Source organism: Ruegeria sp. YKSD163 (genome assembly GCF_059612905.1).
Genome location: NZ_JBXWRM010000005.1, coordinates 49,228 through 70,596 on the forward strand (window position 1 = coordinate 49,228; position 21,369 = coordinate 70,596).

Below are 21,369 nucleotides of genomic sequence, written 5' to 3' on the forward strand. Positions count from 1 at the left end.
CAAAATTCGTAGAATTTTGTCACCTCCCCCGGAGTATTTTTGGCGAAATGAAGAGGCGTGCTCAGCCTGCCCGCGACCAGAGCGCGCGGATATGGGTCGCCGTCTCTGCCGGGTGGCTGATGGGCAGCATATGGCCCGCACCCGAGATAACCTTTTCCGCTGCATTGGGCAGGCGACGTTCGAGGCCCTTCGAAATTGCCTCCATCACGGGGTGGGTCAATGCGCCCCGCAACAGCAGCACCGGCATCGCCGCACGATCGAGCCTCCCTGGCGCCAGAAGCTCGGCGGTGTCGTCGAACAGCGCCGCATCCATCGTCGGCACCACATGGATGCCCCGGATCATGGCAGCGCGGGTCGCTTCGGGCAGATCGGGCCAGCGCGGGCTTGAGGCGGTGCTCCACATCCGGTTGAAAAGCCGCGCGGCAAGCGCACGGTCTCCGGCCAATAGCGCATCGAGATAGGGCTGTGCGTCGCTCGCGTGGCTGTCGATCAACTCGGGCGCGTCCTGGCGGGCCACAGCAAAAAAGACCGGTTCAATCAGGGTCAGGCTGCGCACCCGTTCGGGGTGTTCCACCGCCAGGCGCAGCGCCACCGTGGCGCCGAAGGAATGGCCGATCACATCCATCGGTGCCTCGGTCAGGCAGGTCTCGGCGATGCCCAGTATACGGTCCTGAAAACAACCCTGCCCGTCCCAGTCCGGGCTGCGCCCGTGGCTGAGCATGTCGGGGGCGGTAAAGCGTGCCTCTTCCCCCAGAATCCGGGTCAGCCCCTTCCAGGCGCCGGAATGGGCGATGGTGCAATGCAGAGCCAGCACCGGGCGTGGACCATGGCCGAAATGGCTGACATGGGCGACTTGCGGCAGGGTCTGCGCCACCCTCACCCCTTCATCTCCGCCAGATGGGCGTCGAGATCGTCGAGCCTATCCTGGCCCCAGAACCGCTGTCCGTCAGCGGTGATGTAGAAAGGTGCGCCAAAGACACCGCGCTCGACCGCCTCTTCGAGATTGGCGGCATAGGTTTCGGACCCGGCCAGCAGGCCGCTATCGGCCAATCCCGGGTCGAACCCGGCGCTGGACAGGCAGTCGCGGATCACTTCATCCTGAGCGATATCGCGATCCTCTGCCCAGCAGGCGCGCAGGATGCCATGGCAGAGCGCACCCAGATCGCCACCGCCTGCTTGCCCAGCCGCGATGATCGCATAGGAGGACGGTGCGGCATTGGTCGGCCAGAAAGCCGGCTTCATGTTCAGGGGCAATCCTGTCTTTCGCGTCTGGCGCTGCAACTCTTGCGCGCGATATTCGATACGCGACGGGTGGCGATCCTTGGGCGGCACGCCACCGGTACGGGCAAACAGCGCCATGATGTCTATCGGCTTGTAGGCGATTTTCACCTCATGGCGGGCAGCGATCTCCTCCAGACGCTGCCCCGCGAGATAGGAGAAAGGGGAAAGTGTCGCAAAAAAGTAGTCGATATCAGCCATATTCGTTTTCTCCGCTGCCTGCGCTTTGCGGGACCGTACGCCCATGCTAAGCGGTGTCAACATCACGAATCTGTCACAACAGACAGTGCTGCCTGGGGATAATCGTCATGCCGTCACTCACCGAGCCCAAGCTGATCGCTGGGAACGCCAACCTTCCGCTTGCCCGCTCCATCGCCCGCCGTATGAGCCTCTATCGCGGGGTCGACCAGGGGCTGGTCAATGCTCGGGTAGAGCGGTTTAACGACGGCGAGATTTTCGTCGAAGTGTTCGAAAATGTCCGCGGCGAGGACATGTTCATCATCCAGCCCACCTCGAACCCGGCGAATGACAATCTGATGGAGTTGCTGATCATCGCCGATGCGCTGCGCCGGTCGTCGGCCAGCCGGATCACCGCGGTCATACCCTATTTCGGCTATGCCCGGCAGGATCGCCGCACCAAGGCGCGCACCCCGATCAGCGCCAAGCTGGTCGCCAACATGTTGACCGGCGCCGGGATCGAACGGATCCTGACCATGGACCTGCACGCGGCCCAGATTCAGGGCTTCTTCGACATTCCGGTCGACAACCTTTATGCCTCGCCGATCTTTGCGCTGGATGTGCGCACTCAGTTCAAAGAGCGGATGGCCGATCTGATGGTGGTGTCTCCGGATGTGGGCGGCGTGGCCCGCGCGCGTGAACTCGCCAAACGGATCAATGCACCGCTCTCGATCGTCGACAAACGCCGCGAGAAACCTGGTGAAGTGGCCGAGATGACGGTGATCGGTGATGTGACCGACAAGATCTGCCTGATCGTCGACGACATCTGCGACACGGCCGGAACCCTTTGCAAAGCAGCTCAGGTGCTGCTCGACAATGGCGCGCGCGAGGTTCATTCCTATATCTCGCACGGGGTGATGAGCGGTCCAGCGGTCGAGCGGGTCAGCAACTCGGTGATGAAATCGCTGGTAATCACGGACTCGATCCAGCCAACGGCCGAAATTCTGGCGGCGCCGAATATCCGCGTGGTCCCGACCGCGCCGATCTTTACCCAGGCAATCCTGAATATCTGGAACGGCACGTCGGTTTCATCGCTGTTCGAAGACAAGACTTTGCGCCCGATCTACGAGTCGCTCTATCACATGGACTGAGACCGGATTCCGGTTCAAACGAACCGGAATCCGGTCGGCGCCCCAGAAAATTCGACGAATTTTCTGGGGTCACCGCAGCTGGTCAGATCACCTCCCAGTCGTCTTCGTTCTGGACCTCGCCGATCGCAGTCCATCCCAGCCGCAGACGAGCGACGCGGGTATCGGCCCAGGTTCGGAATACCAGATCAAAACCTTCGGGCGAGACATTCTCCGCCTTGACCTCGGCCCGCACAGCCGCACCGGTATCCACATCCCACAGCGAGATTGAAACCATCACTACCGGTGCAGACCGAAAGGGCTGCTCGAAACCGATGGGTTTGCGCCTTTCGCGGGTGCCCGAGCCGGTCCACATGTCACCGCCATTCTCGAAATCAGAGAACATCGTCTCGTCGCCCTGCTGAATGGCGACGGAATGGGAAGAAAGAAGCTTCATTGGCTCTAAATCCGGGCAGTCCTTGTTTGTTACCTGCGTCTTACCCGGTCAATCGGGCCAAAGCTTGACGCAAAAAGGGCCAGCCCGTTGCCCGGCTGGCCCATGTTCATCTCCCGTGCGCGACAGAGGCTCAAAGCCCCATATGTGTGCCCAGGGCCTCCATATCGGCCAAGAGCTTGGCTGCGTCGTCAACGACGCTGGTATGCTCTTGCCCTTTGGCAGCCTCGTGCGAGCTGCGCGCTTCGGCGATCAGTTCGTCCAGATGCGCACGCGTCACCTCGGTTACCGGAATGGCTTTCTCGGCCAGCACCGACAGCGTGTCGGCGCCGATCTGGGCAAAGCCGCCCGTGACCAGGTATTCGCTGGTGCCTTCGGGTCCTTCGACCTTGAGCACCCCGGGGCGCAGCGTGGTGATGGTGGGGGCATGATCGGGCATCGCCGTCATGTCCCCGTCCGCGCCGGGAATCTGGACCGCGCTGACCTGAAGCGACGCGAGGCGGCGCTCCGGGCTGACGAGGTCGAATTGCATCGTGTTTGCCATCAGGGATACTCCTTAGGCGGCTTCTGCGGCCATCCGCTCGGCTTTGGCGATCACTTCATCGATGCCGCCAACCATGTAGAAGGCGCCTTCGGGCAGGTGGTCGTACTCACCGGCCACAACCGCCTTGAACGACGAGATGGTGTCTTCCAGCGGAACCTGCACACCGTCCGAGCCGGTGAACACTTTCGCCACGTCGAAGGGCTGGCTGAGGAAACGCTGGATTTTCCGGGCGCGGGCCACGGTCAGCTTGTCCTCTTCGCTCAGTTCATCCATGCCGAGGATGGCGATGATGTCCTGAAGCGACTTGTAGCGCTGGAGGATACCCTGAACGTCACGGGCAACCTGATAGTGCTCTTCACCGACAACCTGCGGGTCGAGGATCCGCGACGACGAGTCGAGCGGGTCCACGGCCGGATAGATACCCAGTTCCGAGATCGCACGCGACAGAACGGTGGTCGCGTCGAGGTGCGCAAAGGTGGTTGCCGGCGCGGGGTCGGTAAGGTCGTCCGCGGGAACGTAGACGGCCTGGATCGAGGTGATCGAGCCTGCCTTCGTCGAGGTAATGCGTTCCTGCATCGCGCCCATGTCGGTGGCCAGCGTCGGCTGGTAACCCACGGCCGAGGGGATACGGCCGAGCAGAGCGGACACTTCGGAACCGGCCTGGGTAAAGCGGAAGATGTTGTCCACGAAGAACAGAACGTCGGTACCGGACTGGTCGCGGAATTGCTCGGCCAGGGTCAGGCCGGTCAGGGCGACGCGGGCACGGGCTCCCGGAGGCTCGTTCATCTGGCCGTAAACCAGGGCCACCTGCGACTCTTCCAGGTTATCCGGTTTGATAACGTTGGATTCGATCATCTCGTGGTAGAGGTCGTTGCCCTCACGGGTCCGTTCACCCACACCCGCGAACACCGAGAAACCCGAGTGCACTTTTGCGATGTTATTGATCAGTTCCATGATGAGAACGGTCTTGCCCACGCCGGCGCCGCCGAACAGGCCGATCTTGCCGCCCTTGGAGTAAGGGGCAAGCAGGTCGATGACCTTGATGCCGGTGACCAGGATGTCGGTCGCGGTCGACTGTTCTTCGAACTCGGGTGCAGGCTGGTGGATGGCACGGGTCTCGGTCGCGTTGACCGGGCCCTTTTCGTCCACCGGCTCGCCGATCACGTTCAGGATGCGGCCCAGGGTGGCATTGCCAACCGGCACCGAGATCGGGCCGCCGGTGTCGGACACCACCGCGCCACGGACCAGACCTTCGGTCGCGTCCATCGCGATGGTGCGGACGGTGTTCTCGCCCAAGTGCTGAGCCACTTCGAGAACGAGGCGCTTGCCGTTGTTCTCGGTTTCCAGCGCGTTCAGAATTTCAGGCAGTGCGTCATCGAACTGGACGTCGACGACGGCCCCGATGATCTGCGTGACTTTGCCTTTTGCATTCGCCATGTTTCGTCTCCGGATTTTCTTACAGCGCCTCGGCGCCGGAAATGATTTCGATCAGCTCGTTGGTGATGACGGCCTGACGCGAGCGGTTGAATTCGATGGTCAGCTTGTCGATCATCTCGCCCGCGTTGCGGGTCGCGTTGTCCATCGCCGACATCCGGGCACCCTGTTCCGAGGCCCCGTTTTCGAGCAGAGCCGAGAAGATCTGCGTCGCCACGCCACGCGGCAGCAGGTCGGCAAGGATCGCCTCTTCGCTGGGCTCGTAGTCAAACAGCGCAACTTCGTCGCCCTCGCCTTCGGTTTCGAAGGCCGCCGGGATGATCTGCTGCGCGGTCGGCACCTGGGTCACGACGTTCTCGAACTTCGCGTAGAAGATCGTGGCAACGTCGAATTCACCGTCATCGAACCGCGCAAGAACGTCGCGTGCGATATCCTGTGCATTGGCGTAGCCAAGGGATTTGACACCGCTCAGGTCAACGTGACCCACCATGTTGGCGGCAAAGTCACGTTTGATCGAATCGCGGCCCTTCTTGCCGACGGTCAGGATCTTGACCGTCTTGCCCTTGGCCAGCAGCTCGTGTGCCCGAGCGCGGGCCAACTTGGCGATGTTCGAATTGAACCCACCGCACAGACCGCGTTCGGCCGTCATGACGACCAGCAGGTGCACCTGATCGCTGCCCGTACCACGGAGCAGAAGGGGCGCACTGTCGCTGCCGCCGACCGAGGCCGCCAGCCCCGCCATCACGGCATTGAACCGTTCGGCATAGGGGCGGGCCGCTTCAGCGGATTCCTGGGCGCGGCGGAGCTTTGCCGCCGCGACCATTTGCATGGCTTTGGTGATCTTGCGGGTCGATTTGACCGACTCGATCCTGTTTTTAAGGTCCTTGAGAGAAGGCATGTCCCAACTCTCTCCTTATGCGAACGTGGCGGCGTATTCGTCGATCGCTGCCTTGAGTTTGTCCTCGGCGTCGCCCTTGATCTTGGGATCGTCCTTGGTGATCCACTCAAGAACATCGGCCCGCTTGCCGCGCATATGCGCGATCAGGCCCGCTTCCCACCGGCCAACGTCCTTAAGGGCGATCTTGTCGAGATAGCCTTTGGTGCCAGCAAAGATGACGCAGACGATTTCCGCGTTGGTCAGCGGCGAATACTGCGGCTGTTTCATCAGCTCGGTCAGGCGCGCGCCACGGTTCAGCAGCTGCTGGGTTGCGGCGTCCAGGTCAGAACCGAACTGGGCAAAGGCCGCCATCTCGCGATACTGGGCCAGCGACAGTTTCACCGGACCAGCAACGGTTTTCATCGAGTTGGTCTGGGCCGAAGAACCCACGCGCGACACCGACAGACCGGTGTTCACAGCGGGGCGGATGCCCTGGTAGAACAGTTCGGTTTCCAGGAAGATCTGGCCGTCGGTGATCGAGATCACGTTGGTCGGGATAAAGGCCGACACGTCGCCGCCCTGGGTTTCGATGACGGGCAGAGCGGTCAGCGAGCCAGCACCGAAGTCCTCGTTCAGCTTTGCCGAACGCTCCAGCAGCCGCGAGTGCAGATAGAAAACGTCGCCCGGATAGGCTTCGCGTCCGGGCGGACGGCGCAGCAGCAGCGACATCTGACGATAGGCCACAGCTTGTTTGGACAGGTCATCGTAGATGATCAGCGCGTGACGGCCGTTGTCGCGGAAATACTCGGCCATCGCAGTTGCGGCATAAGGCGCCAGGAACTGCATCGGCGCGGGGTCGGATGCGGTGGCTGCCACGACGATGGAGTATTCCATCGCGCCGTTCTCTTCGAGCTTCTTGACCAGCTGGGCCACGGTCGAGCGCTTCTGGCCAACAGCCACGTAGACGCAGTAGAGCTTCTTGCTCTCGTCGTCGCCAGCGGCATCATTATAGGATTTCTGGTTCAGGATGGTGTCGAGCGCGATTGCGGTCTTGCCGGTCTGACGGTCGCCGATGATCAGCTCGCGCTGGCCGCGGCCGATCGGGATCATCGAGTCGACGGCCTTGAGGCCGGTCGCCATCGGCTCGTGCACCGATTTACGCGGGATGATGCCGGGCGCCTTGACGTCGGCAACGCCGCGCTGCTTGGCATTGATCGGGCCCTTGCCGTCGATCGGGTTCCCCAGACCGTCGACAACGCGGCCCAGCAGCTCGTCGCCCTGCGGCACGTCCACGATGGAGTTGGTGCGCTTGACGGTGTCGCCTTCCTTGATGTCCCGGTCGGAGCCGAAGATCACGACGCCGACGTTGTCGCTTTCCAGGTTCAGCGCCATGCCCATGATGCCGCCCGGGAATTCGACCATTTCACCGGCCTGAACATTGTCGAGGCCGTAAACGCGGGCGATACCGTCGCCGACGCTCAGCACCCGGCCGATTTCGGCCACTTCTGCTTCCTGACCAAAATTCTTGATCTGGTCCTTCAGGATTGCAGAAATCTCTGCAGCTTGGATACCCATTTATCCGACCTCTTTCATTGCATTCTGGAGGGAGTTGAGCTTGGAGCGGATCGAGCTGTCGATCATCTTCGAGCCAACTTTGACGACAAGACCGCCGATGAGGCTTTCATCCACGGTCGCATTGATGGTAACCGATTTGCCAACCTTTTCGCTCAGCGTCTTGGTCAGCTTTTCGATCTGGGTCTTGGTCAGCGCCTTGGCCGATGCGACCTCTGCCGTGACTTCGCCGCGCGCCTCTGCCAGCGCATCGCGCAGCGCGTTCAGCAGTTGCGGCAGCACGAACAGGCGCCGTTTCTGCGCCATCAGGCCCAGCGCGTTGGCCAGCACCGGATTCAGTTTCATCTTCTTGGCAACCGCCGTGATCGCGGCCTCCTGATCGGCGCGCGAGACCAGCGGCGAGGCGATCAGGCTGCGCAGATCGGCGCTTTCACCCAGGGCGGCGGTCAGATCGTTGATGCCGGTTTCCAGCCCCTGGAGGTCGTTATTGTCTTGCGCGATCGCAAAGATCGCGGTGGCATAGCGCTCGGCGATGCCTGCGGAAATCGAAGCTGGTTCGGACACGTCCACCCTTCCGATATTTTGGCCCCGAACGCGCGTGGCGCGCGACCCCGGGGGCGTGAAGATACCCCGCCCTGGCGGCAGGTCATCAAAATCAGGGGGGATGTAGCAGAGCAGTCCCAGTGTCGCAATATAGTATAGCGATAACGGCTTTGGACCCAAATCCTGCGTTTTCAAGGCGTTACCTGAACTGCGACCCTTTGGACCCTCTTAAGTGCTTGAAAAATGTTACCCGTTTGCAGCTTTTCGCGATTCCTGTGACGCATCCGGGGCCTGATCAGGCCGGCTTCAACAACCCGTCCAGCGCCTTGACCGGGCGGCGCGTGGCGTCGCGCACCGGGTTTCCGCGCGGCGGATGCACCCGTTTCGAAACCTCGACGATGAACACCCCACCCGCCATGATGGTGGGCAGGCGGGTTCCGGTCCGCTCGATCAGAGCGCCCGATTTCAGCCAGAACCGTTTGAACGAGGGCGGCTGATACAGGGCCGAGCAATGAAACTCGGGCAGGAACTGGTGCTTGCGCAGCTGGGTCTCCAGCTGGCCAAGTGTATAGGGGCGGCCAAAGCCGAATGGCGTCTTGTCCGAACGTGACCACAGCCCGGCCCGGTTGGGTACCACGAATATCGCCTTGCCCCCCGGCCCCAGCACCCGCCAGCATTCATCAAGCACCTGGGTTGGGTGTTCTGAGGTTTCAAGCCCGTGCATCACCACCAGCCGGTCCACATGACCGGTCTCGATCGGCCACAGCGTCTCTTCGCACAGGACCGAGACATTGGGCATTCCAGCGGGCCAGGGCATCACCCCTTGCGGGCCGGGCATCAGGCCGATCACCCGCCGCGCCTCGGCCAGATAAGGCCTGAGCAGCGGCACCGCAAAGCCGAAGCCAGCTACCGTCTGGCCCTTGGCCTCGGGCCAGATCTCCAGCAGTCGGCCACGGATCGCCGCCTGCGCCGCCCGCCCCAATGTGCTGCGGTAGTAGAAATTCCTCAAGTCCTGCACGTCCAGATGCATTGCAGCCGCTCGCCCGATCTGTTTGGCTGGGGCAGTCTAGCAACGAAAGGCCAAAAGACCATGCCCCTTGAAATCGTTACGGTCCCATGCCTAAGCGACAATTACGCCTTCCTCGTACATGACAGCGATAGCGGCAAGACCGCGCTGGTCGACGCCCCCGAAGCAGCGCCCATCCAGGCCGAACTGAACCGCCACGACTGGTCGCTGGATCAGGTCTGGCTGACTCATCACCACTGGGACCATGTCGACGGGCTCGAGGCGCTGCGCACCCGCTATGACCCCACGGTGATCGGGGCCGAGGCTGATGCCCATCGCCTGCCTCCGCTGGACATGGCCGTGTCCGAGGGCGACCGGTTCGAGTTCGGAGGCGCAACGGTCGAAGTCATCGACGTCTCGGGCCATACTGTCGGGCATATCGCCCTTTACCTGCCCGCAGCCAAGGCAGTCTTTACCGCCGACAGTCTGATGGCGCAGGGATGCGGTCGCCTGTTCGAGGGCACGCCGGACCAGATGTGGGCCAGCCTTTCGAAACTCGCCGCCCTGCCCGACGACACGCTGGTGTGCAGCGGCCACGAATACACCCAGTCGAACGCCCGTTTCGCGCTGACCGTCGATCCCGACAATGCAGCCTTGAAAACTCGCGCCTCAGAGATAGATCAAGCGAGGGCCGAGGGGCGTGCTACCGTTCCCAGCCTGCTGTCGCTGGAAAAGTCCACCAACCCGTTCCTGCGCGCAGCCGATCCCGGTATCCAGAGCCATCTGGGCATGCAGGGCGCCGACCCCGCCCGTGTCTTCGCGGAAATCCGCGCCCGCAAGGACCGGTTCTGATGCCGCAAATGCAACATTCGCGCCACCTGTCACCAGAAATGTGAGCGGCAAAGTCAAGAAAACCCTTGAAGAGCCGCACACATCAACCAAACTCTAATACTATGAGCACATGGTTGGATGTGGGGTCCGACCGCTACTCGGCCCCCTCCCGACCCAAGACAGAGGAGCACGCCTGTGCCTTCATTCTCGAGCACACTTGAGCAGGCCATTCACGCCGCCCTCGCGGCTGCAAACGAACGGCGCCACGAATTCGCCACTCTGGAGCATCTGCTGCTGGCGCTGCTGGACGAACCCGACGCCATTCGGGTGATGCAGGCGTGCAGCGTCGATCTGAAGGAATTGCGCGATACCCTGGTGGAATTCATCGACGAGGATCTGTCGAACCTCGTCACCGATATCGACGGGTCCGAGGCGGTACCGACCGCCGCGTTCCAGCGCGTGATCCAGCGCGCCGCGATCCATGTGCAAAGCTCGGGCCGAACCGAGGTGACAGGCGCCAACGTGCTGGTCGCGATCTTTGCCGAACGGGAATCGAACGCCGCCTATTTCCTGCAGGAACAGGACATGACCCGCTATGACGCGGTGAACTTCATCGCACATGGCGTCGCCAAGGATCCCGCCTATGGCGAGAACCGCCCGGTGACCGGCGCCGAACATGGCGAGGAAGAGACATCGAGTGCGCCCTCCGGCGACGGCGAGCAGAAGGAAAGCGCGCTGTCCAAGTATTGCGTCAACCTGAACGCCAAATCGCGCGCCGGCGACATCGACCCGCTGATCGGCCGTGACCACGAGGTCGAACGCTGCATCCAGGTCCTGTGTCGCCGCCGCAAGAACAACCCGCTTCTGGTGGGCGATCCCGGCGTTGGCAAGACTGCCATCGCCGAGGGGCTGGCACGCAAGATCGTCGCCGGGGACATCCCCGAGGTGCTGTCAAAGACCACCATCTATTCGCTCGACATGGGCGCGCTGCTGGCGGGCACCCGCTATCGCGGCGATTTCGAAGAACGGCTCAAGGCCGTGGTCAACGAGCTTGAGGATCATCCCGACGCGGTGCTGTTCATCGACGAGATCCATACCGTGATCGGTGCCGGGGCCACCTCGGGCGGGGCGATGGATGCCTCGAACCTGCTGAAACCTGCGTTGCAGGGCGGCAAGCTGCGCACCATGGGGTCGACCACCTACAAGGAGTTCCGCCAGCATTTCGAGAAGGACCGCGCGCTCAGCCGCCGGTTCCAGAAGATCGACGTGAACGAACCCACGGTCGAGGACAGCGTCAAGATCCTGAAAGGGCTCAAACCTTATTTCGAGGAGCATCACGAGGTCCGCTATACCGCCGACGCGATCAAGTCGGCGGTGGAACTCAGCGCACGCTACATCAACGACCGCAAGCTGCCCGACAAGGCGATCGACGTGATCGACGAGGCCGGAGCGGCGCAGCATCTGGTTGCCGAAAGCAAGCGGCGCAAGACTATCGGCGTCAAGGAGATCGAGGCCGTGGTGGCCAAGATCGCCCGCATACCGCCCAAGAACGTCACCAAGGACGATGCCGAGGTTCTGAAAGATCTCGAAGCCAGCCTGAAACGGGTGGTGTTCGGCCAGGACAAGGCGATCGAGGCCCTGTCGAGCGCCATCAAACTGGCGCGCGCAGGCCTGCGCGAGCCGGAAAAACCGATCGGCAACTACCTGTTCGCCGGTCCCACTGGTGTCGGCAAGACCGAGGTGGCCAAGCAACTGGCCGAGACGCTGGGCGTGGAACTGCTGCGCTTCGACATGTCGGAATACATGGAGAAACACGCCGTCTCGCGCCTGATCGGCGCACCGCCGGGCTATGTCGGCTTTGATCAGGGCGGGCTTCTGACCGACGGCGTCGACCAGCATCCCCATTGCGTGCTGCTGCTAGACGAGATCGAAAAGGCGCATCCGGATGTATACAACATCCTGTTGCAGGTGATGGATCACGGCCAGCTGACCGACCATAACGGGCGCACGGTCAATTTCCGCAACGTAGTGCTGATCATGACCTCGAACGCAGGGGCTTCGGAACAGGCGAAATCGGCCATCGGTTTTGGCCGCGACCGGCGCGAGGGCGAGGATACCGCCGCCATCGAGCGCACCTTCACGCCCGAGTTCCGAAACCGTCTGGACGCAGTGATCTCGTTTGCGCCGCTGCCCAAGGAGGTCATCCTGCAGGTGGTCGAAAAGTTCGTGCTGCAACTGGAGGCCCAGCTGATGGACCGCCATGTGCATATCGAACTGACCCCGCAGGCCGCCGAGTGGCTGGCCGACAAGGGCTATGACGACAAGATGGGCGCCCGCCCGCTGGGCCGCGTGATCCAGGAGCACATCAAGAAACCGCTGGCCGAGGAACTGCTGTTCGGCAAGCTGGCCAAGGGCGGTGTCGTCCGGGTCAGCGTCAAGGGCGGCGAACTGGTGCTGCAGATCGACGGGCCCGACCGGCCGCGAATTTCCGGCGACAAGCCACCGCTGCTGACCGCCGATTGATGCGCCTGGGGCTGACGCTCCTGTTTTCGCTCGCCGCCTTGCCCGCGGCGAGCGATCCTGTTCTGGACCTGCCAATAGCCTGTACTCTGGGCGAGACCTGCCACATCCAGCAATATGTCGACCGCGATCCCGGCTCGGGTGCGCGCGACTTCACCTGCGGCGGACTCAGCTATGATGGGCACAAGGGCACCGATTTCGCGCTGGCCACCATGGCCCGGATGCGTGCCGGTGTCGATGTTCTGGCCACGGCGCCCGGCATCGTTACCGGGCTGCGCGACGGGGTTGAGGACCGCGTCTATGGCCCCGACAATGCCGCGGCGGTCAAGGGCCGCGAATGCGGCAATGGGGTTGTGCTGCGGCACGAAGACGGCTGGGAAACTCAGTATTGCCATCTCAAGAATGGCTCGGTCAGCGTGCGCAAAGGCGACCGGGTCGAAAGCGGCACGGTTCTGGGTCAGGTCGGGATCAGCGGCAAGGCCCAGTTTCCGCATGTGCATCTTTCGGTTCGCTACAACGGAGCGGTGGTCGACCCGTTCCACACCGGCGACGTGACGCAGTGCGGCGCATCCTCGGGCAGCCTCTGGCGAGAAACGCCCGCCTACGCGGCCAGCGGGCTGCTCGACGCGGGCTTTTCCGACGCGGTTCCCGACTACGACCAGGTCAAGGACGGGACCGCCGCCCGCCCCGATCTGCCTGCGGACGCAGGTGCGCTGGTATTCTATGTTCTGGCCTTTGGCGGGCAGGCCGGCGATATCGTTCGGCTGACCATCGAGGGTCCGCAAGGGCAGCTGATCCAGCAGGATTCGGCGCTGGACCGCGCCCAGGCCCAATTCTTTCGCGCCGCGGGCCGACGGCTCAAGGGCGCGTCCTGGCCCGGTGGAATATATCAAGGTACAGCAACGCTGTTGCGCAGCGGGGTCGAGGTTGACCGGGTACGGTCAGCGGTATCGGTGAACTAGCCGCTATTTCTCGGTCAGCTTCAGTTCGATCCGCCGGTTCTGCGCCCGCGCCTCGGCCGTATCCGCAGGATTGACGGGCTGGTATTCGCCGAACCCGTTCGCTGACAGGCGGTCAGGCGGCAGACCCAGCGCATCGACCATGTAGCGCACAACCGACAGTGCCCGGCCCTGGCTCAACTCCCAGTTATCGGCATATTTGCCGGTGCCCAAGAGCGGCACGTTGTCGGTATGCCCATCGACCCGGATCACCCAGTTGATTTCCGGCGGGATATCGGCGGCGATGGCGCGCAGGATACGAGCCACCTTGGCGATCTCGAACTGACCCTCGAGCGACAGATCGGCGCTACCCGGATCGAACAGTACTTCGGACGAGAACACGAAACGGTCGCCCTCGATCCGCACGCCTTCCTGATTACCCAGCACGTCGCGTAGCCGCCCGAAGAACTCAGAGCGATAGCGCTCCAGATCCTTGGCCTGTTCGGCCAGTACGCGTGCCTCCTCCTCAAGCCGCTTGCGCTCGGCCTCTTCCAGCAGGCGGCGCTTGCGCTCCTCGGAGGCGGCACGGGCCAGCGCAGCGTTCAGGTCCTGGCCCAGGCTTTGCAACTGCACTTCGGCAGAGGCGTTGCGGGCCTTGTAATCATCCAGCAACGCCTGAAGGCTGCCCAGCTGGTTGCGCAGGGCCGCGACCTGCTGGTTCAACAGTGCGGTCTGGCGCTGCGCCTCGGTCGAGACCGCCTGTTCCTCGCTCAACGCCGCTCGGGCCTGCGCCAGCAGCGCGGCGCGTTCCTCGGCCAGGCTGCGCTGGCGGGCGGCACTGCCTTCCGCCTCGGTCTGCGCATCAAGCGCCGCCAGCAGGCGCCGCTGCAACACCTCGTTATCCGAGGCGGCGGCCTGCGCACGTTCCAGCGTTTCCAGCGCCATCAGCAGCCGCGCCTCGACCGAGGCGCGATCTTCGGCGGTGGAATCGGCGGCGGCGCGCGCGGCGGTCAGATCGGCGCGCGCGCGCGCCAATTCAGCCTCCAGCCCGGCTCGGACGCTGGCCGCCTCGGCCTCGCCACGCGCCAGACGCGCCTCCAGATCGGTGCGGGTGGTGTCAGCCTCGGCGCGGGCCTTGGCCAGTTCCGCCTCAAGCGCCTCACGGGCCGCGGCATGTTCGGATTGCAGCCGGTCAAGCTCGTCCTGATATTGCGAGCGGGTCGCCACGGTGGCGGCGCGCTGCCGGGCCAGGGCCGCTTCAAGCGCGCTTTGCGTCTCGTCAGCACGAGCCTGAGCAGCGGCCAGGGCGGCGCGGGTCTCGCCCCCTTCGGCGCGGATACGATCCAACTCCGCCTCGAGCGCATTCACCCGCGCGGCATCCTCGGAGCGGGCCACCTCCATCTGGCCCAGCACCCGTGTCAGACGTTCGGCGAGTTCGTCGCGCTCGCGCGCCTGCGCGCGTGCGGCCTCGATCTGGTCCAGCGCCTCGGCCAGTTTCGCATTCAGCTGCTCGCGCGCGGCATCCGCCGCCGCCAGCAGGGTCAGCGTATCCTCGGCCTCACGGCGCTGCGCCTCGAGCGCAAGGGTCATCGCGGTGAGTTCCGCATCCGCATTTTCAAGCTTTTCCCGCAGGGCCTGAGCGGCGGCGGCCTCGGCCAGTCGGGCGGCCTCTTCCTCGCTTAGCTGCTGTTCCAGCGTGCTGATCTGCGCGGCGTTCTCTTCGCCCGAGCGGCGCAGATCGGCGATCATCGCCTCCAACGCCTCTCGCCGGGCTGCGGCCAGCCTTGCCGCCTCGGCCCGGTCGTCGATCTCGTCACGAGCCTGCGCCAGTGCCAGGTTCAACGCCTCCTGTTCGCTAAGAAGCCGGCCCCGCTCGGCCTCAAGCGCCGCCACATCGCCCAGCGCCCGGTCGCGATCGGCCAACAGCGCGGCGACCTGCGCCTCGAAGGCGGTAATCCGGGTCGCGGCCTCGTCCAGCGCGGCGCGGCTGCGGTCGCGTTCGACCGTCAGCGAGGCGATCAGCGCCTGCGCCTGGCTCAGATCATCCTGGGTATCGTTGAGCGTGGCGTTGAGCGCGCCCAACCGCGCCTGCAACTGGTTGTTGGCGCGTTCCTCTAGCCCCAACGCCTGCGCCAGCCGCCCAACCTCGCCCGCCAACGCGTCCAGCTCGTCCTCTTGCCCGGAAATGGTCTCGCGCAGCACGAACTGCACAACCATGAAAATGGTTAGTACGAAGGTCAGCACCATCAGAAGGCCGGTCATCGCATCCACGAAACCTGGCCAGACCGACCCTTGAAACCTGTGTCCTGTGCGGCGTGACAGGGCCATGGATCACCCCTCGTCGCGGGTGACGCCGCGCAGCGGGCGACGCGGAACCGACAGCGCCTTGGCCAATAGCTCGATATCCTTGCGCAGCTCGGCCATGCTTTCCTGCCGACCGGCCGAAATCTCCTCGAGAATGCGCAGCATCTGCACGTCGATCGAGCGCAGGCGCATCCGGCTTTCAGCGTCCAGCCCGTCATGGGCGCCCTGTTCGCGCAGGAAGTCGATCAGCGCCTCCTGCCCCGCCGCCACCCGGTCAAGCGCGGCGGTCACATCCTCGGTCTCGGCCTGGCGCTGGTTCATCTCGGCAATGGTATCGACCAGCGCCCCCAGCTTGCCATTGACCTCGGCCCGGCCCTCTTCGGAAGTGGCGAACATGGCGTGCAGCGCATCCATCTGCTCGACCATCGCGTCGAGGACCCCGGCAATGGCCCCACTTTCGGAGTGTCCCTCCTCGCCCGAGGAAAACCCGACCCGGGTGATCGTCGACAGCCATTCCTCAAGTTCGCGGTAAAACCGGTTCTGTCCGTGGCCGGTGAACAGCTCCAGCAGTCCGACGATCAGAGACCCGGCCAGACCCAACAGCGACGAACCAAAGGCGGTGCCCATGCCACCCAACTGTGCCTCAAGCCCGGTCATCAGCCGGTTGAAAACGGCAAGCCCCTCTTCGCCTTCCTGCGGATTAAGGCTGCGGATGGTGTCCACCACTGCCGGGATCGTGGTGGCAAGACCAAAGAACGTGCCAAGAAGTCCAAGATAAATAAGTACGTTAGTTATATATCGGGTGATCTCGCGCTCTTCCTCGATCCGCTCAGCCACCGAGTCGAGGATCGAGCGGGTGGAACTGGACGAGATCTGCATCCGAGCCGCGCGCGAGCGCAGCAGCGAAGCCAGCGGCGCCAGCATCGAGGGCGGTCTGGTATCCTCGCGCTCATGCCCGGCGGCGAACTCCTCGATCCAGCGAACCGACCCGATCAGTTGCACCACTTGCCAGAAACAGGCCAGCACGCCGATGAGGAAGACCAGCAGGATGAACCCGTTCAGATAGGGGTTGGCCTGAAACACCGGCAAGACGCGCGGCATGGCGACAAAGACGCCAAAACCCGACAGGCCGATGACGATCAGCATCATCAGGATCTGGCGGGTCGGGTGCGAGAATTGTGGCCTCGCTTCTCGGTCTGGCTGGGCCATACGTGGCGTTCCTGAACCCTTGACTGCTCTGACCCGAACCTATCGAAAAGAGAGGCGCAACGCCAAGGATTTATGCGGTAATCTCGCGTACACGGGCCGAAAGCCAGTCGAGATCGGGATCGCCCAGACCGATTTCCGCCAGATGGGCCGCGGTGTTGTAGAGATACTCGGTATTGGGGCCGCGCCCACCGATGGCGGTGGCAATGATTTGCGCCTGCTGTTCCAGTGGCATGCCGCCGCAATACTGCTCGTGGTGGGGATCGATGACATAGGTCACCGCGCGCACCAGACCACCGATATCCAACGCCACATCCAGCTCACGCTCCAGATAGGCCGAGGAGATCAGCTCGCGTTCGCGCAACTCGTCCAGAGTGCGTGCCTCGTGCCCCGGTTCGACCGCGAAGGCGATGCCGCGGCACTGTGCGTCGTGCACGGCGTCAAGCGCCAGCACCAGTCCCGGTTTTTCCTCGGTGCCGCGATGGTGGATCGAACTCATGCAAAATGATCGCGACCAGCCGTTCAGCGTCGCCAACTCGCGCCTTGCCACCGGAAAACCCGGGTTCCACATCAAAGATCCGTATCCGAATACCCACATCGTCATCATGCTGGTCCTTGCCCGTTTCGGCCTATAAACAGGAAATCGAGCAGAGACAAAAGGGGCAGGCGATGTTGAACCTGGTGCGGGTGGCGCTGCTGGCGGCGGTGGTCTGGTCGGGCTATTGGGCGGTTGCTGGGTTCGGCCTGCGCGGCTCGGTCGTGACCTGGTTCGAAACGCAGGCCGCGCGCGGCTGGCAGGCCGAATTTGCCGAGACCGGCCTGTCGGGCTATCCCTTCCGTCACCGGATCGAAATCGAGGCTCCGGCTTTGGCCGATCCGGACACCGGCACCGCCTGGCAGGCCGACCGGCTGGTGCTGCAAAGCCCGGCGATCTGGCCCGGACGGCGAAGCCTGTTGTTTCCCGACACACCTCAGCGGCTGTCCTATTTCGACCGGACCCTGGTGATCGAGGCCGAGGCTATGCGCGCCGACCTGGATCTGGCGCCTGGTGTGGTGCTGGAGCTGCGCACGATGGGGTTGAGCGCGGGCGAATGGTCGGTCACCCGCGATGGCGAGGTTCTGGCCGACGCCGATGCGCTGACCCTGTCGATGACGCAACAGGATCAACCCGAATCCTATGTGCTGCACGCCGAACTCAGCGATCTGGCACCGGGTCGCGACCTGCGCCACGCCATGGGCGGGGCCGAGGGGCTGCCGCGCAGTTTCGAACGGGCCGAGATCTCGATGGCGGTGACATTCGACCGCCCTTGGGACCGCGCCGCGCTCGAGGAGCGCCGCCCGCAACCGGTCGAGATCGACCTTTCGCTCGCCGAGGCCGCCTGGGGCGAATTGCGCCTCTTCGCCGCCGGAAAGGTCAGCGTCGACGAATACGGGATCCCCAGCGGAGCGGTGGCGCTGAAGGCCGAGAACTGGCGCGAGATGGTGGCGATGGCACAGCAGGCGGGCGCCCTGCCCCAGCAGGCCGCAGAGCCGCTGAGCCGGGTGCTGACCATGCTGGCGGGGCTGGGCGGCAACCCGGACGCGCTGGATGTGGAACTGGGCTTTCGCCGTGGCTATGTGACGCTGGGGCCGATCCCGCTGGGACCGGCGCCGCGCATCATACTGCGCTAGGACACAAAAGCGTCAGCGGCAATAAGGGCCGCCCCGGTGGCGGGCGGTGTCCAGATGCAGATGGTCCTTGTGATAGCGGTCCGCCTCGGGACCCAGAACGGTGCCGAACGGGCCGCAAGCCTCTTTCCACACCTGCCGCAACATCTTGCGGGTTGCGCCGCGCTTCCATCCTTCGAGAACGGTGATCCGTTCGCCGTCATTCATCACAAAGGCCGAGATGTCGATCGCGCGCCCTCTGCCATGCTCCGAGATCTTGGCACCACGCTGGTTGTTGCGGGTGCGGCAGGCGTAGTGCGCCGCGACCTGAAGCTCGACCACCGGACCGCGACGGCGAAAGGTCGGTTTGACGCTGCGCGCAACCCAGTGATTCAGCGCCTCGGCCGTACCGCATTCCATCACCGCAGGGGTACTGAGCCGTACACCCGAAACCGAGGTGACACGCACCGCGTCCTTGATACCGCACCCCTTGATCTTGCCCGGAACCCGGCCTGCCGCACTGCCCTGAATATCCGGGTTTCCGCAGACCGCGCCCTTCATCCGCTTCTTGCGGCCGAACAGCGCGCGTTCCTCCACCTCTTTCGGGCGCAGCTCGGGCCGCGGCGACAGGTCAAGGCCGGGCGCGTCTGGGCGGGTTGGCGTGGCGGCGGCCAGAATCTCCTGTTCCGAGGGCGGGCGCAGGTTCGGGCGCATCCGGGTAACCGCCACCGAGGCGGCAGCCTCCTCAGTCGCCACAGCGATGGCGGCCTGAATAACGGGGTCGGCGGCAGCCGCGCGGGCCTCGGGCCGCAGCGACCGCGCCGGTGCATTCGCCGCCAGCGGTAACGCCCAGAACGCCAGCACCAGCGCTGACAGGAAACGCCCGCGCCCGGTCATGTGGGCTTGCCCTTGACCCGGCCGAAATCAGGGGCGTCGGTGTCCTGCCCCGCCTCGATGATACCCCGGCGGATCGCACGGGTGCGGGTGAAATAGTCGAACAGATAGGTCTCGTCGCCCATCCGGATGGCGCGTTGCAGCATGAACAACTCCTCGGTAAACCGGCCCAGGATATCCAATGTCGCCTCGCGGTTGTTCAGGAACACGTCGCGCCACATGGTCGGGTCCGATGCCGCGATTCGGGTGAAATCCCGGAACCCCGCCGCCGAATACTTGATGACCTCGCTTTCGGTCACCCGCCGCAGATGGTCGGCCACTCCCACCATCGTATAGGCGATGGCATGGGGCACATGGCTGGTCACCGCCAGCACCAGATCGTGATGATCGGCCTCCATCTCTTCGACATTGGCGCCCATGCCCTCCCAAAGGGCGCGCAACCGGGTTACAGCCTGCGGATCGCTACCCTCAGTCGGCACCAGCAGGCACCAGCGGTTGTCATAAAGCTCGGCAAAGCCCGATTGCGGCCCCGAATGCTCGGTCCCGGCCAGCGGGTGAGCGGGGACAAAATGCACGCCTTCGGGAATATGCGGTCCCACCGCGTCGATCACCGCGCGTTTGACCGAGCCGACATCGGACACCGTGGCACCCGGTTTCAGCACCGGGCCGATTTCCGCCGCCACCTGCCCCATCGCACCCACCGGAACGCAGAGCACCACCAGATCGGCGCCCTCGGCCGCCTCGGCGGCACTGTCACAAACCCGATCGCACAGGCCAATCCGGCGCGCGGTGTCGCGGGTCGCCTCTGATCTCGCATAGCCGGTCACCTCGCCCGCCAGTCCGGCGCGCTTGATCGCCCAGAACATGGACGAGGCGATGAGGCCCAGACCGATCAGGGCGACGCGGTCATAGACCGGGCTCATGCGCGACCCTCCTTGAAGGCGCACACGGCATCGACCACGGCACGGCAGCCGGCCTCGTCCCCAACCGTGATCCTGAGCGCCTGAGGCAGGTTATACCCGGCCACCCGGCGCACGATCAGGCCGCGCGATTGCAGAAACAGGTCGCAGGCCTCGGCCTCATCCTGATCGGCGAAACGGGCCAGGATGAAATTGGCGCAGGACACGTCCGAAGGCACGCCAAGCTCGGCCAGCCGAGCGGCCAGCCAGCCCCGCCAGATGGTGTTCTGCTCCCGGCACCGGGCGACCCAGTCCTGATCGCGCACCGCCGCCTCGGCCGCGGCCAGCTGCATGGTCGACAGGTTGAAGGGCTGGCGGATGCGGTTCAGCACGTCGATGATCGCGCGCGGCGCATAACCCCAGCCGATGCGCAGCCCGCCCAGCCCGTAAATCTTGGAAAACGTGCGGGTCATGATGACGTTGTCGCGGGCCGAAACCAGCCCGGCGCCACCATCGAACCCCTCGACAAATTCGGCATAGGCCCCGTCGAGCACCAGCAGCACATGGCCTGGCAGACCGTCCGCCAGCCGGGTCACCTCAGCCTCGGAGATCATGGTGCCGGTGGGGTTGGCCGGATTGGCCAGGAACACCAGCCGCGTGCGGTCGTTGACGGCGGCCAGGATCGCATCGACATCGACAACGCGCTGACGCTCAGGCACCTGAACCGGGGTCGCCCCCGCCATCCGCGCCAGGATCGGGTACATCGAGAACCCGTGCTCGGTATAGATCACTTCGTCCCCCGGACCGGTATAGGCCTGGGCCACGAATTGCAGCACCTCGTCGCTGCCGACACCGCAAATGATCCGGTCGGGGTCCAGCCCATGCACCGCGCCGATGGCGGCGCGCAGTTCAGCATGATCGGTGCTGGGATAGCGATGCGCCTGCGCCGCGGTGGCGCGGATCGCTTCGACCGCGGCCGGGCTGGGGCCCAGCGGGTTCTCGTTCGAGCTGAGCTTGATCACATTGGCCACGCCGTCCACATGGGCCTTGCCGCCTTGATAAAGGGCGATGTCCATGATGCCGGGCTGCGGGGTGAACTGGTTCATGCGGGGCGCTCC

21 protein-coding genes are annotated in these 21,369 nt (G+C 64.1%); 6 read left to right on the forward strand and 15 right to left on the reverse strand.

The features are described from left to right. Window positions 1-61: 61 nt before the first annotated feature. Window positions 62-874 (reverse strand): alpha/beta fold hydrolase, encoded by an 813-nt coding sequence (locus AC2FNA_RS08625; RefSeq protein ID WP_496825656.1) that lies wholly within the window; start codon window positions 872-874, stop codon window positions 62-64. 2 nt (window positions 875-876) lie between these two features. Continuing rightward, window positions 877-1,479 (reverse strand): 2-hydroxychromene-2-carboxylate isomerase, encoded by a 603-nt coding sequence (locus AC2FNA_RS08630; protein ID WP_496825658.1) that lies wholly within the window; start codon window positions 1,477-1,479, stop codon window positions 877-879. A gap of 107 nt (window positions 1,480-1,586) precedes the next feature. Here AC2FNA_RS08630 and AC2FNA_RS08635 point away from each other — a divergent pair, with 107 nt between their 5' ends. Beyond that, a complete protein-coding gene (locus AC2FNA_RS08635) occupies window positions 1,587-2,606 on the forward strand; it encodes a ribose-phosphate pyrophosphokinase (protein WP_496825660.1) in 1,020 nt (339 codons plus the stop codon). A gap of 82 nt (window positions 2,607-2,688) precedes the next feature. On the opposite strand, the gene AC2FNA_RS08640 is transcribed toward AC2FNA_RS08635, so the two are convergent. The 7 genes from AC2FNA_RS08640 to AC2FNA_RS08670 form a co-directional block, all read right to left on the reverse strand. Continuing rightward, entirely contained in the window at window positions 2,689-3,039 is a 351-nt protein-coding gene (locus tag AC2FNA_RS08640) for an H-type lectin domain-containing protein (protein ID WP_496825662.1), read from the reverse strand. 130 nt (window positions 3,040-3,169) lie between these two features. Further along, window positions 3,170-3,580, reverse strand: coding sequence for a F0F1 ATP synthase subunit epsilon (locus tag AC2FNA_RS08645; protein WP_234142965.1), 411 nt, complete (start codon window positions 3,578-3,580; stop codon window positions 3,170-3,172). A gap of 12 nt (window positions 3,581-3,592) precedes the next feature. Beyond that, entirely contained in the window at window positions 3,593-5,017 is a 1,425-nt protein-coding gene (atpD, locus tag AC2FNA_RS08650; RefSeq protein WP_496825664.1) for a F0F1 ATP synthase subunit beta, read from the reverse strand. 19 nt (window positions 5,018-5,036) lie between these two features. After that, on the reverse strand, window positions 5,037-5,912 hold the full coding sequence (locus AC2FNA_RS08655) for a F0F1 ATP synthase subunit gamma (protein WP_496825666.1): 876 nt from the start codon (window positions 5,910-5,912) through the stop codon (window positions 5,037-5,039). Window positions 5,913-5,927: 15 nt separating this feature from the next. Next, the gene (atpA, locus tag AC2FNA_RS08660) at window positions 5,928-7,466 is read right to left on the reverse strand and encodes a F0F1 ATP synthase subunit alpha (RefSeq protein WP_496825668.1); all 1,539 of its coding nucleotides are present in this window, start codon (window positions 7,464-7,466) and stop codon (window positions 5,928-5,930) included. Then, window positions 7,467-8,027 carry a F0F1 ATP synthase subunit delta gene (locus AC2FNA_RS08665; protein ID WP_496825670.1) on the reverse strand — a complete coding sequence of 187 codons (561 nt, stop codon included), beginning with the start codon at window positions 8,025-8,027 and terminating at the stop codon, window positions 7,467-7,469. Between the two features lie 274 nt (window positions 8,028-8,301). Then, window positions 8,302-9,036: a class I SAM-dependent methyltransferase gene (locus AC2FNA_RS08670; protein ID WP_496825672.1), complete on the reverse strand. Its 735-nt coding sequence runs from the start codon at window positions 9,034-9,036 to the stop codon at window positions 8,302-8,304. Between the two features lie 60 nt (window positions 9,037-9,096). Between AC2FNA_RS08670 and gloB the strand changes: the two genes are divergently transcribed. The 3 genes from gloB (at window position 9,097) to AC2FNA_RS08685 (ending at window position 13,325) form a co-directional block, all read left to right on the forward strand. Next, on the forward strand, window positions 9,097-9,864 hold the full coding sequence (gene gloB / locus AC2FNA_RS08675) for a hydroxyacylglutathione hydrolase (RefSeq protein WP_496825674.1): 768 nt from the start codon (window positions 9,097-9,099) through the stop codon (window positions 9,862-9,864). 174 nt (window positions 9,865-10,038) lie between these two features. Beyond that, entirely contained in the window at window positions 10,039-12,366 is a 2,328-nt protein-coding gene (gene clpA, locus AC2FNA_RS08680) for an ATP-dependent Clp protease ATP-binding subunit ClpA (protein ID WP_496825676.1), read from the forward strand. Next, the gene (locus AC2FNA_RS08685) at window positions 12,366-13,325 is read left to right on the forward strand and encodes a M23 family metallopeptidase (protein ID WP_496825678.1); all 960 of its coding nucleotides are present in this window, start codon (window positions 12,366-12,368) and stop codon (window positions 13,323-13,325) included. Before clpA ends, AC2FNA_RS08685 begins: the two co-directional genes overlap by 1 nt. 3 nt (window positions 13,326-13,328) lie before the next feature. Here the strand turns inward: AC2FNA_RS08685 and AC2FNA_RS08690 are convergent, their stop codons facing one another. The 3 genes from AC2FNA_RS08690 to AC2FNA_RS08700 all read right to left on the reverse strand — a co-directional run bounded on the left by AC2FNA_RS08690 (window position 13,329) and on the right by AC2FNA_RS08700 (window position 17,361). Next, a complete protein-coding gene (locus tag AC2FNA_RS08690) occupies window positions 13,329-15,629 on the reverse strand; it encodes a peptidoglycan -binding protein (RefSeq protein WP_496825680.1) in 2,301 nt (766 codons plus the stop codon). A gap of 3 nt (window positions 15,630-15,632) precedes the next feature. Continuing rightward, the gene (locus tag AC2FNA_RS08695; protein ID WP_496825682.1) at window positions 15,633-16,814 is read right to left on the reverse strand and encodes a biopolymer transporter ExbB; all 1,182 of its coding nucleotides are present in this window, start codon (window positions 16,812-16,814) and stop codon (window positions 15,633-15,635) included. Window positions 16,815-16,884: 70 nt separating this feature from the next. Then, window positions 16,885-17,361 carry a gamma-glutamylcyclotransferase gene (locus AC2FNA_RS08700; RefSeq protein WP_496825988.1) on the reverse strand — a complete coding sequence of 159 codons (477 nt, stop codon included), beginning with the start codon at window positions 17,359-17,361 and terminating at the stop codon, window positions 16,885-16,887. On the opposite strand from AC2FNA_RS08700, the gene AC2FNA_RS08705 reads away from it, so the two are divergent. Continuing rightward, complete coding sequence (locus AC2FNA_RS08705; protein WP_496825999.1) at window positions 17,309-17,446, forward strand: hypothetical protein; 138 nt, start codon at window positions 17,309-17,311, stop codon at window positions 17,444-17,446. The two genes, AC2FNA_RS08700 and AC2FNA_RS08705, sit on opposite strands and share 53 nt — an antisense overlap. A gap of 34 nt (window positions 17,447-17,480) precedes the next feature. Continuing rightward, the gene (locus AC2FNA_RS08710; RefSeq protein ID WP_496825684.1) at window positions 17,481-18,482 is read left to right on the forward strand and encodes a DUF2125 domain-containing protein; all 1,002 of its coding nucleotides are present in this window, start codon (window positions 17,481-17,483) and stop codon (window positions 18,480-18,482) included. Window positions 18,483-18,494: 12 nt separating this feature from the next. Here the strand turns inward: AC2FNA_RS08710 and AC2FNA_RS08715 are convergent, their stop codons facing one another. The 3 genes from AC2FNA_RS08715 to hisC are packed head-to-tail and all read right to left on the reverse strand — an operon-like array spanning window position 18,495 to window position 21,357. Then, complete coding sequence (locus tag AC2FNA_RS08715) at window positions 18,495-19,355, reverse strand: extensin-like domain-containing protein (protein WP_496825686.1); 861 nt, start codon at window positions 19,353-19,355, stop codon at window positions 18,495-18,497. Continuing rightward, window positions 19,352-20,275, reverse strand: coding sequence for a prephenate/arogenate dehydrogenase family protein (locus tag AC2FNA_RS08720; protein WP_496825688.1), 924 nt, complete (start codon window positions 20,273-20,275; stop codon window positions 19,352-19,354). Before AC2FNA_RS08720 ends, AC2FNA_RS08715 begins: the two co-directional genes overlap by 4 nt. Beyond that, window positions 20,272-21,357: a histidinol-phosphate transaminase gene (gene hisC / locus AC2FNA_RS08725; protein ID WP_496825690.1), complete on the reverse strand. Its 1,086-nt coding sequence runs from the start codon at window positions 21,355-21,357 to the stop codon at window positions 20,272-20,274. Before hisC ends, AC2FNA_RS08720 begins: the two co-directional genes overlap by 4 nt. Window positions 21,358-21,369 lie beyond the last annotated feature (12 nt).

What these genes read in the sequence shown, in the direction of transcription:
- AC2FNA_RS08715 (WP_496825686.1), bottom strand. Translation starts at nt 19,355, where the DNA reads ATGACCGGGCGCGGGCGTTTCCTGTCAGCGCTGGTGCTGGCGTTCTGG.
- AC2FNA_RS08640 (WP_496825662.1), bottom strand. Translation starts at nt 3,039, where the DNA reads ATGAAGCTTCTTTCTTCCCATTCCGTCGCCATTCAGCAGGGCGACGAG.
- AC2FNA_RS08710 (WP_496825684.1), top strand. Translation starts at nt 17,481, where the DNA reads ATGTTGAACCTGGTGCGGGTGGCGCTGCTGGCGGCGGTGGTCTGGTCG.
- AC2FNA_RS08705 (WP_496825999.1), top strand. Translation starts at nt 17,309, where the DNA reads ATGCAAAATGATCGCGACCAGCCGTTCAGCGTCGCCAACTCGCGCCTT.
- AC2FNA_RS08670 (WP_496825672.1), bottom strand. Translation starts at nt 9,036, where the DNA reads ATGCATCTGGACGTGCAGGACTTGAGGAATTTCTACTACCGCAGCACA.
- atpD (WP_496825664.1), bottom strand. Translation starts at nt 5,017, where the DNA reads ATGGCGAATGCAAAAGGCAAAGTCACGCAGATCATCGGGGCCGTCGTC.
- gloB (WP_496825674.1), top strand. Translation starts at nt 9,097, where the DNA reads ATGCCCCTTGAAATCGTTACGGTCCCATGCCTAAGCGACAATTACGCC.
- AC2FNA_RS08645 (WP_234142965.1), bottom strand. Translation starts at nt 3,580, where the DNA reads ATGGCAAACACGATGCAATTCGACCTCGTCAGCCCGGAGCGCCGCCTC.
- AC2FNA_RS08655 (WP_496825666.1), bottom strand. Translation starts at nt 5,912, where the DNA reads ATGCCTTCTCTCAAGGACCTTAAAAACAGGATCGAGTCGGTCAAATCG.
- AC2FNA_RS08630 (WP_496825658.1), bottom strand. Translation starts at nt 1,479, where the DNA reads ATGGCTGATATCGACTACTTTTTTGCGACACTTTCCCCTTTCTCCTAT.
- AC2FNA_RS08685 (WP_496825678.1), top strand. Translation starts at nt 12,366, where the DNA reads ATGCGCCTGGGGCTGACGCTCCTGTTTTCGCTCGCCGCCTTGCCCGCG.
- AC2FNA_RS08720 (WP_496825688.1), bottom strand. Translation starts at nt 20,275, where the DNA reads ATGAGCCCGGTCTATGACCGCGTCGCCCTGATCGGTCTGGGCCTCATC.
- hisC (WP_496825690.1), bottom strand. Translation starts at nt 21,357, where the DNA reads ATGAACCAGTTCACCCCGCAGCCCGGCATCATGGACATCGCCCTTTAT.
- AC2FNA_RS08695 (WP_496825682.1), bottom strand. Translation starts at nt 16,814, where the DNA reads ATGGCCCAGCCAGACCGAGAAGCGAGGCCACAATTCTCGCACCCGACC.
- atpA (WP_496825668.1), bottom strand. Translation starts at nt 7,466, where the DNA reads ATGGGTATCCAAGCTGCAGAGATTTCTGCAATCCTGAAGGACCAGATC.
- AC2FNA_RS08635 (WP_496825660.1), top strand. Translation starts at nt 1,587, where the DNA reads ATGCCGTCACTCACCGAGCCCAAGCTGATCGCTGGGAACGCCAACCTT.
- AC2FNA_RS08690 (WP_496825680.1), bottom strand. Translation starts at nt 15,629, where the DNA reads ATGGCCCTGTCACGCCGCACAGGACACAGGTTTCAAGGGTCGGTCTGG.